Raw genomic sequence first — 14189 nt, forward strand, 5'->3', positions numbered from 1 at the left:
GAGATTGTGCTAAAATTTAATTGGTATCGTTGTTAGTGCAACTGGAAAGATTCTAGCTTTTTGGTTAATATTTATTAATGAGTTAATTGATGGCTCTGTTAAATATGGATTATTAAGAAAATAAGCTTTAAATTTATAATGTTATGTGATTGGATTAGCAATTATTGATTGTTTTATTTGTGAGTGACTAATAAATCTTTTAAAAGATTGCTTGCATTAGTAAACTAATTATGAGTAAATAGACCCAAGCATACGACATGCGGATTTATTTTGTAACATTTCGATATATGTAGTTTGTAGTTTACTATGTCTTAAAGATTAGTTTTCTTCAGTATCTTCTTCTTAGTGTTAATGAGTAATCTAGGTTTTATGTTTTTGAATATAGCCTTAGTGGCTAAGATTAATTTATTTATAGGAAGATTATTATGTCTAAGAAAACTGGTCAAGTTAAGTGGTTCAACGAAAGTAAAGGTTTTGGTTTTATTTCACCTGCTGATGGTAGTAAAGATGTATTTGTACATTTTTCGGCAATTTCTGGTGATGGATTCAAAACGTTAGGCGAAGGTCAACAAGTAGAATTCTCAATTCAAGACAGTCCTCGTGGCCCTGCGGCAGCAGATGTAACCATTATCTAAGATTTACGCCTTATCTTTTATTATCTTATCAGTAAACATTTACTGGTAAGATGTTTAGTTATTAGACTTCCCGCCTTAAATCCTTTATCATTAATTAGCTATTTTATAACATAGATTATTCTCATTTTTAATGAGGTCATGAATAAACATATGATACAAAGAAAATAATGAAAAAGTTAGTATTATCTATTGCATTATTAGGTCTTTCGTCGGTTGCTATGGCTGATTCATCTCAATCATGTAATGCTTATTTTGATAAAGTTGACAGTATAGTGAAAGCTATCCCTGAAAATACTGCAACAAAGCAACAAACCAATATGATAAAACAAAATTTAGAAAACGCTAAACAACAAATTCCTTCAATGCCAGAAACTGAACAAGAATCAGCTTGTAAACAAGGCATCAATTTACTTAAACAAATTGATGCAATTTTAATTAAAAAATAAGTGTTTTATAAGCCAATTTATCATTGATTATGACGAAAATCCCAAGGGGCTATTGGATATTTATCTTTCCATAGCCCTTTTTTGTTTTGTTTTGCATTTTCCTCTAATTTTACCATTATCTTGTTGTCAGCGATCCCTTTATAACGATAAGCCCAAGCATAACCACTTTCTACCATTTTGGCATTGATATTCACCTTATTAAAAAAGATAGTACCTAAAGTTCTTTTATAGATATCTTTTTTATTTTCTTTAACAAAAACATTTTTACCCGCAATGAGTGAGGCTAAATGTTCTCGTGATGCATCACCAAAGGCTTGCCCTCTTTCTGGCGCATCAATATCAAGTAATCGAACACGAATTTTTTGCTTTTTTACCGTCAAAATATCTACTGTGTCTCCATCAATCACTCTGACAACTTTACCACTGAAATCGGCATAAGCTAGTGTATTTGATAAACAAAACAAAATAATAAAAATCAATAAGTGTTTTAAACAATTCATGATAAATAAAAAAGGTATAATAATTTGTAGCATTATACATTGATTATTGAAACTTACGACGTTGTGATGATATTTTTACTTGATAGTTAGCTATTTGTTTCATGACTGCTTCTGTGTTTATACCATGATAAACAAAATCTAACTTAGCAATGATAAATTATTTTTAATAAGAAAATAGCATTATATTCAGCCACACTTATATTGTGTATGGCTGATTGAGGTAGGGAGACTTTTAAATTAAAAAGTATTGGTATCTTGGAATAAACCTACTTTTAAATCAGATGCTTGGTAAATTAATTTTCCATCAACAAAAACTTCACCATCACCAATACCCATAATTAATTTACGGTTAATTACGCGCTTAAAATGGATTTTATAAGTCACTTTTTTATTTGTTGGTAATACTTGTCCGGTGAATTTTACTTCACCAACACCTAAAGCTCGTCCTTTACCTTTACCGCCAATCCAGCCTAAATAAAATCCCACTAATTGCCACATAGCATCAAGTCCTAGGCAGCCAGGCATAACTGGATCGTTTTTAAAATGACATTTAAAAAACCATAAATCAGGATTAATATCAAGTTCCGCCTCGACAAAACCTTTACCAAAATTACCACCGTTTTCATTCATCTCGATAACACGATCCATCATTAACATTAAATCAGATGGTAATGGGGGACCATCATGGCCAAATAGTTCATTATTTCCTGATTTAATTAAATCTGCTTTATCGTACGATGATTTACGTTCAAATGTCATAAAAAAACCTTTTATTTAATATAAATTAAAACATGCTTAAAAAAATTGAAAGTTACCTAGTTCTTATTTATTCCATAATGAATAAAATTTTGGGCTAAAGTTTATTGGGTATTGTTACTTTTTGCAATATTTTTGCCATTTAGTTAGCCAACTATCTTGTTTTTTGTCTTGTAATAATGCTGCCTGCATACGTGCGTGAATTAATTGGTAAAGATTGATATTACTTTTATCTTTATACGGAATACCTGTAAGCAAATAAAGAGCATCGGCAATATGTTCAACTGTCCATATTGAAAACTTCTCTTGTTCAATAGCTTCAATGACTTTATCACTTAAACTTAGATGGCGTTGATTGGTAGCTGGTATGATCACTCCTTGTTGACCTGTTAAGCCTTGATGCTGACAAACGGCAAAAAATCCTTCAATTTTTTCGTTAACACCACCAATTGCTTGAACATGACCAAATTGATCCACTGAACCGGTTACAGCCAATTGCTGATCGATAGGTTGCTGAGATAAAGCGCTAATGATTGCACAAAGTCCGGCAAGTGAAGCACTATCACCATCAATTTCACTATATGATTGTTCAAAAACCAAAGAAGTCGAAAAAGGTAATTGGTGATTAAATGCAAACTCAGACATGATAAAGGCCTGCATTATCATCATTCCTTTTGAATGAATATTACCAGCTAATTCTGTTTTGCGTTCAATATCAATGAGTTCACCATCGCCAAAATGAATAAGGCAACTTAAACGTGTCGGTTCACCAATCGCTTTTGGATGTCCAGGATATTCAATTACCGATAAACCATTTATTTGTCCAACGACTTGATCTTTCGTATTAATCATTATTTGATTACTAAAGATTTCATCATGCACTCTATCTTGCAAATAATCTTCGTGCCATGACTTTTTCTTTATCGCAGTTGTAATCGCTGATTCATCTATTACATTATTTTGCATAAAGTAAGTTGCATTGACTAATAATGAATTAACCCAATCAACAGACAAGGGGAGGTAATATTGGTCACCAGTATAGCGAGTTGCTACTTTGTAAATTTTTGCTATAGCCGAGGTATCAATATCAGGTAATTGCTGTTTATGGGCAATAAATTTTAAGTATTTAACCCAGTGTTCAAGTTGTTCAGATGATTTAATCTGTAATTCATTTTCAAATTCAGTGTAAATAGATGTTGAATAAAATTCAGGTTCGAAATCTTGTAATTCTGCTAAACTTAATCTATCCCCGACTAAAATAATACGTAAATCAAGTGGCATAGGCGGAATAGATAAGGGTAAAGGATGAGATTCGTCAGATGAACTCCACTCAAATTCTTGTTTTATGACCATTTGCTTTAGCTTTGTCCATAGCGATGGTTGGCTAAGTAACGAGCGAAGACCTAAAATTAAAACGCCACCATTAGCACGATGAACAAGGCCTGCTTGTAATTTAATTGGACCATGTTCAGGTTGTCTAACACAACCAAAAAGTTTTTCAGTATCAACAGAAGAGGCAAATAAACAATTGTCTTGAGCTGCAAAATTATCTTGCTTGCTTTTCGCTTTGGTTAGTGTAATTTTACTTTCGCTAAAAAAATAACTATAACCGAGCGGGGCTGGTGATAAATCACATTTAATGGCTTGCCTTAGTAAATCAAAAAGAAGCTCACTTTCAGGTGCTTTAAGCAATATAAAACGTGGGCTATAACATTCTCTTTTTGGGGAGCATAACAGGGATAAAGCAGATGCAGCGCGAGGTTGCCACATGAGTAAATGTTCTGATTTTTCTGATGCTAATACTGTTGAAGTATTCGTCGTGTTTTTGCGTTTAGAAAAATAAGATAAATCAGGTTGGATTTGTTGTGCGTTGAGTTGTGTAATGGCCAAAATTATTGTCTTTTTGTTAGCTTATTTCATCTTGAAATTATAACAAGTATCCGAAGTATCGCCAACAGCTTACCAAAATCTTTATGCTAACAAATAAAAAATTTACAGAAAGATTTTTCAAAATCGGGTAAACTAAGTCAAAATTTATTGTTTATTTAGCTTCACTATCACCATTATCAACGACTAAACATGCTCAAAATCAAAAATACTTACTTCAAAGACGATCGTGCCTCACAAATTGTTAGCTGGGGGCATTGGTTTACGTTGTTTAATATTTTTGTTGTAATTTTGCTTGGTAGTCAATATTTACTTATTGCTGATTGGCCTCGTACTTTTATGGGACGGTTTTATGCAATCATTAGTGCTATTGGCCATTTCAGTTATTTGACCTTTGTTGCTTATTTAGTTCTACTTTTTCCGTTAAGTTTTTTTATTCATTCGTCTCGATGGCAAAGGATTATTGCAACGATCTTTGCAACAGTCGGTATTTCGTTACTGATTATTGATATTGAAGTTTTTTCGCATTTTAGAATGCATCTTAATTTGTCGATTTGGCAATTATTCTCATCGCAAAAAGTTTCTTATTTAAGTACGGTATTTATTGCCATTCCCTTTGTTTTATTGATTGAGATTTTATTTTCATTATGGAGCTGGAAAAAACTACGTAGCTTAAATAAACGCAAATGCTATGCAAAACCAGTAGTGATTTTTTTTATTATTTGCTTCGTTGCCTCACATTTGATCCATAGCTGGGCTGATGCTAATTTTTATCGACCTATTACCATGCAACGCTCAAGCCTTCCGCTTTCTTATCCTTTAACTGCTCGCCATTTTCTTGAACGATATGGCTTTATAAAAGAAAACGGTTATCGCGATCGTGTTGCTCAAGAAGGCAATCCTTTTGCGATGGCAATTGAATACCCATTAGGACGCCTTGTTTATGATAAACAACCGATAAAAAATAATGTGCTTATGATTGTTATTGATGGGTGGAATACAAATTTATTAACTAAACATATGCCTAGGTTGAATGCATTTGCTCAAGATAATATTACCTTTACAAATCATTACGGTGCAAGTAATCAGTCATATTTGAATGACTTTTCATTATTTTACGGATTAGATCCTAACTACTATAATAGTATTTTAGTTGGACATAAACCTTCAGTATTGTTCGAGGTTGTGACTAAACAGCGCTATAATTTAGGTCTGTTTTCAGCAGACGGTTTTGCTGAACCTTTATATCGTTCTGCATTATTATCTAATTTTTCAATACCAGAGCCTAAAAAACAATCCAATAAACAAATAACCGAAAATTGGAGAGCATGGCATGAAGAACAGAATCATCTTGATAATCATGCACCTTTATTTTCTATCATCCAATATTCGTTAGGTGATAAAAACAAAAAAATTGCGATATCTGATCTTCAATCAGAAGCTAAAAAGTTAGATCAGTATATTGAATCCTTAATTGCTTATTTAAGATTATCGAATGCTTACAATGATACGGTGATTATTATTACTGGTACGAATGATATTAAAATTGACGAGGTGAAGAAAGTAGCATCACGCAATACAAGTAGTGGCTTTAAGAGGGAATCATTAAAAGTACCATTGATTATATCATGGCCGAATAAAGAAAGTGCTCAAATAACAGAAGCAACTTCGCAAACTGATATTATGCTTACATTAATGCAAGAGGTATTTTATGTTACTACGCCACCTCAACAATATAGTCAAGGTAAAAACTTATTTACTCGAAAGCCTAGACAATGGCTAGTTGCTGGTGATGAAAATACTATAGCTGCACTTTATGATGATAAAACGGTTGTTTTAGATGCTTTTGGTCGTTCTAAAATTTATGATATTAATGGTAAGTTGCAAAAAGAAGAAAAAATTAGCTTACCAATCTTTTTGCAAATCGTCACTGAAAATCGCCGTTTTATGGTCGTGGATAATTGATTTAGCTTTTGAATAGAATAATAAAAAGAGGTGAATTACTTCACCTCTTTGCCCATTGCTTGTAAATCGGCATGATAAGACGAACGCACAAAAGGCCCGCAAGCAGCATGGGTAAATCCCATATTTAATGCTGTTTGCTTCAATTCTTCAAATTCTTGTGGTGACACATAACGTTCAACTGGTAAATGATATTTACTCGGTTGTAAATATTGGCCCAGCGTTAACATAGTCACACCATGACTACGTAAATCCTTTAATACTTGAATTAACTCTTTGTTTGTTTCACCTAGTCCAACCATCAACCCCGATTTTGTTGGAATTTCTGGATGCCGCTCTTTAAACCTAGCCAGTAATTTGAGGGATCCTTCATAGTTAGCACCAGGACGGATCTTTTTATATAAACGTGGGATATTTTCTAAGTTATGATTAAACACATCAGGTGGGTTATTGCTTAACACTTCAATTGCTTCATTAATACAGCCACGAAAGTCAGGTGTGAGTGTTTCAACTTTTATATTTGGGTTTAATGCTCTAATTTCTCGAGTACAATTAGCAAAATGGCTAGCTCCACCATCTTTTAAATCATCCCTATCAACCGAGGTAATAACAACATAGCGTAATTTCATTTCTTGAATGGTTTGCGCTAGCTTAATTGGTTCTTTACTGTCTGGTGGTAATGGTCTACCATGAGCTACATCACAAAATGGGCAACGGCGGGTACAAATATCGCCCAAAATCATAAAAGTAGCTGTACCATGGTTAAAGCATTCAGCTAAGTTAGGGCAAGAGGCTTCTTCACAGACTGAATGCAATCCATGTTTGCGCATGGTGTTTTTGATATGTGCAATATTATCAGAGTGAGCAGATAGCTTAATTCGCATCCATTCAGGTTTTTTAAGTGGCGTTGCATCTTCTAATGTGATTGTTGGGATTAAGCGTGTTTTGTCAGCATCACGATATTTTGAGCTTCTGAGTGTTATTTCATTATTTTGCATAATTGGTATCTTATTTTTGAGGTAACTGCTTAATAAAATTATTAGTTAATAGTTGTTTTATCTCTTTATGATTAATTTGAGACACATATTCTTTTAGTTGCGTCATTTGTAATCCGGCGTAGCCACAAGGGTTAATGTTATTAAAAGGGGAAAGATCCATATCAACATTGAATGCAAGCCCATGTAAAGTGCAGCCACGAATGATATGCAAACCAAGTGAACAAATTTTTTTTTCGTTAATATATACTCCCGGTGCATTAGACTTTGCATGAGCTATAATACCATAATGGAGTAATGTTTGAATGACGCTATTTTCTAAATAACTAACTATATCTCGGATACCTATCTTAAGTCTTTTTAAATCAAATAAAATATACATGATTTGTTGACCTGGAGCATGGTAAGTAATTTGACCACCGCGATCGGTCTGAATAACTGGGATATTTGTCTGATTTAATAAATGTTCTGCTTTACCAACTTTACCTTGGGTAAATATGGGTTCATGCTCGACTAACCAGATTTCATCAAGAGAATGCTCATTACGTTGTTTTGTAAAGTCATGCATAGCTTGATAGGTATACACATATGGTTTAATTTTTAAGTCTTTGATTATGACATTATTAATGATCATAGTTTTTTCTATTGTCTTCAAGTAATATTATCGAAATTTTTACAAGTATATAACAGATTTCATAATAATTTGACAACTTGTAGTTATTCTCAGTATAGCTGCTAGGAATAATATTTAAATTTATTATTAAGTAAAATTTAGTTATTTATCAGATAAATAACATTTATTTTATTATTAGTATTGGAATAGTTGATTAATTTGATAGGAATTAACATTCTTTTCTAAGCTTTGGTTTGCTTTACTTTTTTTATGAAAATGGCAGACTTATGCGATGAAACTCCATAATGCAGAGTTGTAATTTATATAGTTATTTATAGCTAAGGATAGCAAATACTGCATTTTTCTAAACAAAAAAAGAGGTTTTTATATGTCGGATATGCAAGTGAATGATATCGATCCCATTGAAACACAAGATTGGCTCAAGAGTCTTGATTCAATTATTCGCGAAGAAGGTATCGAACGTGCACAATATATTATTGAACAAATAGTCAATAAAGCGAGAGATGGTGGTGTTCCACTACTTTTTGGTTCTTCAACAAGTAATTATGTCAATACTATCCCAGTAGAAGAACAACCTGCTTATCCTGGCGATTGGGAAATAGAACGCCGCATTCGTTCAATTGTTCGCTGGAATGCAATTATGATGGTGCTAAGGGCATCAAAAAAAGATCTGGAACTAGGTGGTCATATGGCATCGTTCCAGTCTGCTGCTACGTTTTATGAAGTTTGCTTTAACCATTTTTTCCGTGCACGCAATGAAAAAGATGGTGGTGATCTAGTTTATTTCCAAGGGCATATTTCACCAGGTGTTTATTCACGCGCATTTATTGAAGGTCGTTTAACCGAAGAACAACTTGATAATTTCCGCCAAGAAGTACATGGTAAAGGACTGCCTTCTTACCCTCACCCTAAATTACTCCCTGAATTTTGGCAATTCCCAACAGTATCAATGGGGCTTGGTCCTATTAGTGCTATTTATCAAGCACGTTTTTTAAAATATTTAGAAAATCGGGGACTGAAAGATACTTCTGAACAAACTGTCTATGCTTTCTTAGGCGATGGTGAGATGGATGAGCCTGAATCAAAAGGCGCAATTACCGTTGCAACACGTGAAAAACTGGATAATTTGGTATTTGTTATCAACTGTAATTTACAACGTTTAGATGGACCGGTAACAGGCAACGGTAAGATCATTAATGAATTAGAAGGTGTTTTTGCTGGTGCAGGCTGGAATGTGATTAAAGTTCTTTGGGGTGACCGTTGGGATAAACTTCTACAAAAAGATAAATCTGGTAAGTTAATTCGACTAATGAATGAAACACTTGATGGCGATTATCAAACATTAAAATCAAAAGACGGTGCTTATGTTCGTGAGCATTTCTTTGGTAAATATCCTGAAACAGCAGAGCTAGTTAAAGATATGACTGATGAAGAAATCTTCAGATTAAACCGTGGTGGTCAAGATCCAGCTAAAATGTTTGCAGCATTCCAACGAGCCAAAGAAACTAAAGATCGTCCAACAGTCATTCTTGCTCACACAATTAAAGGCTATGGTATGGGTGATGCAGCTGAAGCTAAAAATATTGCCCACCAAGTGAAAAAAATGAATATGGATGGTGTGCGTCATGTTCGTGATTTCTTCAATATTCCTGTAACAGATGAAGCACTTGAAAAATTACCTTATATCAAATTTGAGGAACACATGCCAGAATACAAATATATTCATGAACGTCGTAATGCATTACATGGCTATGTTCCATCAAGATTAACCAAATTCTCTGGTACGATCTCTATTCCATCATTAAGCGAATTTTCGTCATTACTTGAAGCACAGTCAAAAGAAATTTCAACCACAATTGCGTTTGTCCGTGCACTTAACATCATGCTTAAGGATAAAGAATTAGCACCACGCTTAGTACCTATTTTGGCTGATGAAGCGCGTACTTTTGGTATGGAAGGCTTATTCCGTCAAATTGGGATTTATAATCCACATGGGCAACAATATACGCCACAAGATAAAGAGCAAGTTGCTTATTATCGTGAAGACGAAAAAGGTCAAATTTTACAAGAAGGGATTAATGAATGTGGTGCAACGGCTTCATGGTTAGCTGCTGCGACATCATATAGCACCAATGATTTCCCAATGATTCCATTCTATATTTATTATTCTATGTTTGGTTTCCAACGTATTGGCGATTTAATGTGGGCAGCTGGCGATCAACAAGCACGCGGATTTATGATCGGTGGTACATCAGGTCGTACAACATTAAATGGTGAAGGCTTACAACATCAAGATGGTCACAGCCATATTCAATCATTAACCATACCTAACTGTATCTCATATGATCCTGCTTATGCTTATGAAGTTGCGGTTATTATGCAAGATGGTTTACGTCGTATGTATGGCGAACAAGAAAACGTTTACTACTATATTACAACACTCAATGAAAACTATGCACAGCCTGCAATGCCAGAAGGTGCAGAAGAAGGCATTCGTCGTGGTATTTATAAACTTGATACTGTTGAAGGTCAAAAAGGTAAACCGACTGTTCAGTTATTAGGTTCTGGTTCGATTTTACGTCATGTACGTGATGCGGCTGACATCTTAGCTAAAAACTATGGTATTAGTTCTGAAGTTTATAGCGTAACATCATTTACTGAACTTGCTCGTGATGGACAAGATTGTGAACGATACAATATGCTACATCCAAGTGAAACACCAAAAGTGCCTTATGTTGCACAAATTATGAATAACAACCCAGCAGTAGTTTCAACTGATTATATGAAAATTTTTGCTGAGCAAATTCGTGGATTTGTACCTGCTGAAAGTTATCGAGTGCTTGGTACTGACGGCTTTGGTCGCAGTGATAGCCGTGAAAATTTGCGCCATCACTTTGAAGTTGATGCATCTTATGTTGTTGTTGCAGCATTGGGTGAACTTGCTAAACGTGGTGATATCGAAGTTAGCGTTGTTGAAGAAGCGATCAAAAAATTCGAAATCAATGCTGACAAACTTAATCCACGAATTGCATAAGAGGTTGTTATAATGAGTATTCAAATTAAATTACCCGATATTGGCGGTGATGAAGTCGAAGTGACCGAAATTCTGGTTAATGTTGGTGACAAAGTTGAAGCTGATCAGTCAATTATGACTGTTGAAGGTGATAAAGCATCAATGGAAATTCCAGCACCACAAGCTGGTATTGTTAAATCTATTTCGGTAAAAATTGGCGATAAAGTCCAAACGGGTGTGGACATTATGGTCTTTGATGAACAGGGCGGTGCAGAGCCTGCGGCTCCAGCACAAGAAGCACCAAAAGTTGAAGTCGCACCAACTGCTGCTGTAGTGAGTCAAACTGTTGATGTCAATGTACCTGATATCGGTGGCGACGAAGTTGAAGTGACCGAAATTTTAGTAAAAGTTGGCGATACTATATCTGTTGATGATTCGTTAATTACCGTTGAAGGTGATAAAGCTTCAATGGAAGTACCCGCAACCATTGCCGGCATCGTTAAAAGTATCACAGTGAAAGTGGGCGATAAGGTGAAAACAGGTTCCAAAATTATGGAATTTGAAACCACAACTAGTGTAGCGCCAGCTACTCAAACAGCGCCGGTTGCTCCAGCACCTGTTGCTGAAAAAGTCGCACCAGCGCCAACATCAGCGCCTGTTACCGCACAATCAGCGCCTGTATCATCAGGCAATGACTTTGTTGAAAATGATGCTTATGCGCATGCAACTCCATCAGTACGTCGTTTAGCGCGTGAATTTGGCGTAAATCTTGCTAAAGTCACCGCGACAGGTCCTAAAAACCGTATTTTGCGTGAAGACATTCAAGCCTACGTTAAAAACGCAGTTAAACAAGTTGAAAGTGGCGCTGCTGGTGGTGCATTACCTGGTTTATTACCATGGCCGAAAGTTGATTTTAGTAAATTTGGTGAAGTTGAAAGCCTACCATTAACTAAAATCCAAAAAGTATCAGGTGCAAATTTACACCGTAACTGGGTCATGATTCCACATGTGACGGAGTTTGATGAAACCGATATTACTGATTTAGAGGCATTCCGTAAGCAACAAAATGCAGAAGCTGATAAGAAGAAGCTTGACCTTAAGATCACACCTTTAGTGTTTATCATGAAGGCGGTAGCTAGCGCATTAACAGCGTATCCTCGCTTTAATAGCTCATTATCTGAAGATGCTCAAACGCTAATTATCAAAAAATACATTAATATTGGTGTAGCTGTTGATACACCAAACGGTCTTGTTGTGCCAGTGTTTAAAGATGTTGATAAAAAAGGCATTGTTGAGCTTTCTCGAGAACTTGCGGCAATTTCTAAAAAAGCGCGTGAAGGTAAATTGACTGGTAGCGATATGCAAGGTGGATGTTTCACTATTTCTAGCCTTGGTGGTATTGGTACAACCTCGTTTACACCAATTGTCAATGCGCCAGAAGTGGGCATTTTAGGCGTATCTCGTTCTAGCATGAAACCAGTATGGAATGGCAAAGAGTTTACACCACGCTTAATGTTGCCTTTATCATTATCATTCGATCATCGTGTTATTGATGGTGCGGATGGTGCGCGCTTCTTAAGCCATATTGTTAACGTCTTATCCGACTTACGTCGTTTAGTGATGTAATTAAGGAGATCAAATTATGAGTCAAGATGTTAAAACACAAGTTGTGGTTTTAGGAGCAGGACCAGCGGGTTATTCCGCTGCGTTCCGCGCAGCCGACCTTGGACTAGATGTTACCCTTGTTGAACGTTATTCAACACTGGGTGGTGTCTGTTTAAATGTAGGTTGTATTCCATCAAAAGCATTACTTCATGTTGCTAAAGTAATGGATGAAGCAAAATCATTAACTGAACATGGTATCCATTTTGGTACCCCGAGACTTGAATTAGACAAAGTGCGTGGCTGGAAAGAAAAAGTCATTAGCCAGCTGACTAACGGACTTGCTGGCATGGCAAAAATGCGCAAAGTCAATGTGATTCAAGGTGAAGCTCAGTTTACTGGTAGCCATACTATGGAGGTGACTTCTTCAAAAGGGATCACTAAAATTACCTTTGATAATGCGATTATTGCAGCGGGTTCTCGTCCAATTAAGTTACCTTTTATTCCACATGATGATCCGCGTATTTGGGATTCAACAGATGCCTTAGCGCTAACCACCATTCCTAAAAAATTATTATTGATGGGTGGCGGAATTATTGGTCTTGAAATGGGGACTGTATACCATGCATTAGGTTCAGAAGTCGATGTGGTTGAAATGTTTGACCAAGTGATCCCTGCTGCTGATAAAGATGTGATCAAAGTCTTTACTAAGCAGATCCAAAAGAAATTCACTTTACGATTAGAAACCAAAGTGACCACCGTTGAAGCCAAACATGATGCAATTTACGTCACCATGGAAAAGAAAGACGGCACCACCGAAACCCATACTTATGATGCGGTATTAGTGGCGATTGGTCGTACGCCAAATGGTAAATTAATTAGTGCAGAAAAAGCAGGTGTTAACGTTACTGATCGTGGATTTATCGAAGTGGATAAACAGATGCGCACTAACGTACCACACATTTATGCCATTGGTGATATTGTGGGTCAGCCAATGCTTGCGCATAAAGGTGTACACGAAGGGCATGTGGCAGCAGAAGTGATTGCTGGTAAAAAACACTTCTTCGATCCAAAAACCATTCCTTCTATTGCCTATACTGAACCTGAAGTGGCGTGGGTGGGCTTAACTGAAAAAGAAGCGAAAGAAAAAGGCATTGATTATGAAGTATCAATCTTCCCATGGGCTGCTTCAGGGCGCGCTATTGCTTCGGATTGTTCAGAAGGGATGACAAAACTCATCTTTAATAAAGCAGATAATCGCTTGCTAGGTGGTGCGGTTGTTGGCGTGAATGGCGGTGAATTACTAGGTGAAATCACCTTAGCTGTTGAAATGGGCTGTGATGCCGAAGATATTGCATTAACTATCCATGCTCACCCAACATTGCATGAATCGATCGGCTTAGCTTCTGAAATTTATGAAGGCTCAGTCACCGATTTACCTAATGCCAAAGCAAAGAAAAAATAGTGACAACAAGTCATTAATTTACTTAGTAAAATGCCGTTAGCTCAAACTAACGGCATTTTTATTTGCCTTAAAATAAATTTGTTTGTCAAAACGCTTCAGAAAATAAAGTGTTTTAATAAAACTTAATTAAACATACTTTGTATGGATCTTAATAAAATTGAATGAAAGAGTAGGTAATCTATTTGTCATGATAGTTTGCGTAATTGCTAATATTTTTCATTTAAATTTAATCGTCCTAATTTTAGTGTTTTTTTTCACAATTTTGGGATTTAACTCAACTCCAAGATTCAATTT

At 35.6% G+C, this 14189-nt stretch carries 11 protein-coding genes; 6 read left to right on the forward strand and 5 right to left on the reverse strand.

What is annotated here, in order from left to right:
• Positions 1-425: 425 nt before the first annotated feature.
• Together cspE and A9G41_RS00415 are read left to right on the forward strand one after the other, a co-directional pair.
• The gene (gene cspE / locus A9G41_RS00410; RefSeq protein WP_034909833.1) at positions 426-635 is read left to right on the forward strand and encodes a transcription antiterminator/RNA stability regulator CspE; all 210 of its coding nucleotides are present in this window, start codon (positions 426-428) and stop codon (positions 633-635) included.
• A gap of 167 nt (positions 636-802) precedes the next feature.
• Positions 803-1081, forward strand: coding sequence for a DUF5339 domain-containing protein (locus A9G41_RS00415; RefSeq protein ID WP_065581834.1), 279 nt, complete (start codon positions 803-805; stop codon positions 1079-1081).
• 20 nt (positions 1082-1101) lie between these two features.
• Here the strand turns inward: A9G41_RS00415 and A9G41_RS00420 are convergent, their stop codons facing one another.
• From A9G41_RS00420 to A9G41_RS00430, 3 genes are all read right to left on the reverse strand, one after another.
• Entirely contained in the window at positions 1102-1614 is a 513-nt protein-coding gene (locus tag A9G41_RS00420) for a thermonuclease family protein (protein WP_081295687.1), read from the reverse strand.
• Between the two features lie 204 nt (positions 1615-1818).
• Complete coding sequence (gene fabA, locus A9G41_RS00425) at positions 1819-2340, reverse strand: bifunctional 3-hydroxydecanoyl-ACP dehydratase/trans-2-decenoyl-ACP isomerase (RefSeq protein ID WP_065581835.1); 522 nt, start codon at positions 2338-2340, stop codon at positions 1819-1821.
• Positions 2341-2454: 114 nt separating this feature from the next.
• Positions 2455-4107, reverse strand: a complete 1653-nt coding sequence (locus tag A9G41_RS00430; protein WP_065581862.1) for an AAA family ATPase — start codon at positions 4105-4107, stop codon at positions 2455-2457.
• 309 nt (positions 4108-4416) lie between these two features.
• Between A9G41_RS00430 and A9G41_RS00435 the strand changes: the two genes are divergently transcribed.
• Positions 4417-6189, forward strand: coding sequence for a DUF3413 domain-containing protein (locus tag A9G41_RS00435; RefSeq protein ID WP_065581836.1), 1773 nt, complete (start codon positions 4417-4419; stop codon positions 6187-6189).
• 35 nt (positions 6190-6224) lie between these two features.
• Here A9G41_RS00435 and lipA read toward each other — a convergent pair whose 3' ends face one another.
• The gene (gene lipA, locus A9G41_RS00440; RefSeq protein ID WP_065581837.1) at positions 6225-7184 is read right to left on the reverse strand and encodes a lipoyl synthase; all 960 of its coding nucleotides are present in this window, start codon (positions 7182-7184) and stop codon (positions 6225-6227) included.
• A 10-nt stretch (positions 7185-7194) separates the two neighbouring features.
• The gene (gene lipB / locus A9G41_RS00445; RefSeq protein ID WP_075539172.1) at positions 7195-7815 is read right to left on the reverse strand and encodes a lipoyl(octanoyl) transferase LipB; all 621 of its coding nucleotides are present in this window, start codon (positions 7813-7815) and stop codon (positions 7195-7197) included.
• Positions 7816-8182: 367 nt separating this feature from the next.
• Here lipB and aceE point away from each other — a divergent pair, with 367 nt between their 5' ends.
• The 3 genes from aceE to lpdA are packed head-to-tail and all read left to right on the forward strand — an operon-like array spanning position 8183 to position 13895.
• A complete protein-coding gene (gene aceE, locus A9G41_RS00450; RefSeq protein ID WP_075539173.1) occupies positions 8183-10849 on the forward strand; it encodes a pyruvate dehydrogenase (acetyl-transferring), homodimeric type in 2667 nt (888 codons plus the stop codon).
• 12 nt (positions 10850-10861) lie between these two features.
• A complete protein-coding gene (gene aceF, locus A9G41_RS00455; protein ID WP_065588888.1) occupies positions 10862-12454 on the forward strand; it encodes a pyruvate dehydrogenase complex dihydrolipoyllysine-residue acetyltransferase in 1593 nt (530 codons plus the stop codon).
• A gap of 16 nt (positions 12455-12470) precedes the next feature.
• On the forward strand, positions 12471-13895 hold the full coding sequence (gene lpdA, locus A9G41_RS00460; RefSeq protein WP_065581840.1) for a dihydrolipoyl dehydrogenase: 1425 nt from the start codon (positions 12471-12473) through the stop codon (positions 13893-13895).
• Positions 13896-14189 lie beyond the last annotated feature (294 nt).

The organism is Gilliamella sp. Nev5-1, assembly GCF_001690895.1.
Classification (GTDB): domain Bacteria; phylum Pseudomonadota; class Gammaproteobacteria; order Enterobacterales; family Orbaceae; genus Gilliamella; species Gilliamella apicola_C.

Excerpts from the sequence above, each read along its gene's own strand:
- aceF (WP_065588888.1), top strand. The coding sequence starts at position 10,862 with ATGAGTATTCAAATTAAATTACCCGATATTGGCGGTGATGAAGTCGAA.
- lipB (WP_075539172.1), bottom strand. The coding sequence starts at position 7,815 with ATGATCATTAATAATGTCATAATCAAAGACTTAAAAATTAAACCATAT.
- A9G41_RS00420 (WP_081295687.1), bottom strand. The coding sequence starts at position 1,614 with ATGCTACAAATTATTATACCTTTTTTATTTATCATGAATTGTTTAAAA.
- cspE (WP_034909833.1), top strand. The coding sequence starts at position 426 with ATGTCTAAGAAAACTGGTCAAGTTAAGTGGTTCAACGAAAGTAAAGGT.
- A9G41_RS00430 (WP_065581862.1), bottom strand. The coding sequence starts at position 4,107 with ATGTGGCAACCTCGCGCTGCATCTGCTTTATCCCTGTTATGCTCCCCA.
- A9G41_RS00435 (WP_065581836.1), top strand. The coding sequence starts at position 4,417 with ATGCTCAAAATCAAAAATACTTACTTCAAAGACGATCGTGCCTCACAA.
- lipA (WP_065581837.1), bottom strand. The coding sequence starts at position 7,184 with ATGCAAAATAATGAAATAACACTCAGAAGCTCAAAATATCGTGATGCT.
- fabA (WP_065581835.1), bottom strand. The coding sequence starts at position 2,340 with ATGACATTTGAACGTAAATCATCGTACGATAAAGCAGATTTAATTAAA.
- lpdA (WP_065581840.1), top strand. The coding sequence starts at position 12,471 with ATGAGTCAAGATGTTAAAACACAAGTTGTGGTTTTAGGAGCAGGACCA.
- A9G41_RS00415 (WP_065581834.1), top strand. The coding sequence starts at position 803 with ATGAAAAAGTTAGTATTATCTATTGCATTATTAGGTCTTTCGTCGGTT.
- aceE (WP_075539173.1), top strand. The coding sequence starts at position 8,183 with ATGTCGGATATGCAAGTGAATGATATCGATCCCATTGAAACACAAGAT.